At 66.3% G+C, this 1,820-nt stretch carries 4 protein-coding genes; all 4 read left to right on the top strand.

Features of this window, described 5'->3' with window-relative positions; genetic code table 11:
- Positions 1-452 (top strand): porin family protein (locus AC1D01_RS32995; RefSeq protein ID WP_477873697.1); only part of this gene is annotated, 452 nt, incomplete at its 5' end.
- Positions 453-457: 5 nt separating this feature from the next.
- Complete coding sequence (locus AC1D01_RS32990; RefSeq protein ID WP_047511910.1) at positions 458-1,105, top strand: outer membrane beta-barrel domain-containing protein; 648 nt, start codon at positions 458-460, stop codon at positions 1,103-1,105.
- A 7-nt stretch (positions 1,106-1,112) separates the two neighbouring features.
- A complete protein-coding gene (locus AC1D01_RS32985; RefSeq protein WP_477873696.1) occupies positions 1,113-1,643 on the top strand; it encodes a TlpA family protein disulfide reductase in 531 nt (176 codons plus the stop codon).
- On the top strand, positions 1,640-1,820 hold a 181-nt coding region (locus AC1D01_RS32980), incomplete at its 3' end, for a DUF4266 domain-containing protein (protein ID WP_477873695.1). The genes AC1D01_RS32985 and AC1D01_RS32980, both read left to right, overlap by 4 nt.

The following is a 1,820-nucleotide window of genomic DNA, read 5'->3' as shown; positions in this document are numbered from 1 at the left end:
GTGACGTGCTGCTCGACGACTACCTGAAGCGCCGCGTCGAGTTCGGCACCGGCTGGGGCCGCTTCAAGGGCGAGCCGATGCTGAAGATGTGGACCGGCTACCGCCTGTCGGACACGCTGTCGCTCGAAGCCACGCTCGGCCAGGTGCAGGGCGTGTTCTCCGGCAGCGATTTCTGGCATGCCAACCTGATGGTGGAGCCCTGGTCCGACAAGCGCCTGTCGCCGTTCTTCGCGGTCGGCTTCGGCAAGTTCAAGAACGTGCCGAACTCGACGCTGGTCGACGCGGTCGGCACCAACTCCAAGATGGCCGACGCCGGCATCGGCGTGCGCTACCACCTGTCCGACCGCTTCGTGCTGCGGGCCGACTGGTCGCTCTACACGGTGTTCATCGACGACACCCGCAGCGCCGAGTACCGTGCCGCCACGGTCGGCTTCTCCTTCTTCTTCAATTGACGGCCATGCGCAAACTCCAACGTCTTGTCCTCGCGGCCTGCCTCGCCGCGCCGTTCGCGGCGCAGGCCCAGAACCAGCAGCAGGTCGTCGAACCCGGGAACGAGCAGGTGATCGTGCCGCAGGTCGACCGCCGCCCGGTGAACGTGCCGAAGATCCCGTCGAACGACTTCGAGTTCGGCCTGTTCGGCGGCACCTACAGCACGCAGAACTTCGGCGCCAACGCCGTCTCGGGCCTGCGCGTGGGCTACCACATCACCGAGGACTACTTCGTCGAGGCCGTCTACGCCCAGACCAAGGTGAGCGACGAATCGTTCCGGCAGATCCTGCCCGGCGGCGTGCTCTCCGACGACAGCCAGAAGCTGCGCTACTACAACGTCTCGATCGGCGTGAACGTGCTGCCGGGCGAGATCTTCTTCGGCCGCAACACCGCGAAGGCGTCGGCCGTGTACCTGATCGGCGGCGTCGGCAGCACCAAGTTCAACGACCAGCGCAAGCAGACCTTCAACGTCGGGCTCGGCACCCGCGTGTTCCTGAAGGACTGGATGGCGCTGCAGGTCGACATGCGCGACCACATCTTCACGCTCGACCTGCTGGGCAAGCGCCAGAACACGCAGAACCTCGAGCTGACCGGCGGCATCACCTTCTTCTTCTGATCGAACCATGAGCTCATCCTTCCCTTTCGCCCCCGCGTTCGCCCGATTCCTGCGCGCCACGGCTGCGCTGCTGCTGAGCACCGGCATCGTGGTGGCGCCCGCGCAGGCCGCGGCACCGATGACGCCCGCACCCGATTTCACGCTGCGCACGCTCGAGGGCAAGAACCTGCGCCTGAAGGAGCAGCGCGGCCAGGTCGTGCTGGTGAACTTCTGGGCCACCTGGTGCGCGCCGTGCCGCCAGGAGATGCCCAAGCTGAACGCGCTGTACGACAAGTACAAGGGCTCGGGCTTCGTGCTGCTGGGCGTCAACGTCGACGACGATGCGCGCAATGCCGCCACCGTCGCGGGCAAGCTGGGCGTCACGTTCCCGGTGCTGTTCGACACCGACAAGAACGTCAGTAAGCTGTACGACCTGAACAGCATGCCGTCGACGGTGCTGATCGACCGCGACGGCCGCGTGCGCTTCCTGCACCGCGGCTACCAGGACGGCTACGAGAACACCTACGACAAGCAGATCCGCGACCTGCTGAAGGAATGAACATGGGTTGCCAACGCAGAGCACTCGCCGCTGTCGTGACGCTGGCCGCGCTGCTGGCCGGCTGCGCCGCGCCCGAGCCGTGGGTGAAGCCGTACGAGCGCGAGCGTCTGGCGGATCCGATCATGCGGCTGTCGCGCGATGCGCTCGCCGACAAGCACCGCGAGCACATCTACGACG

Source organism: Rhizobacter sp. P3_B12 (assembly GCF_056402895.1).
Note: the sequence above shows the minus strand (reverse complement) of the source record. Positions and strands in the feature narration are given on the sequence as shown.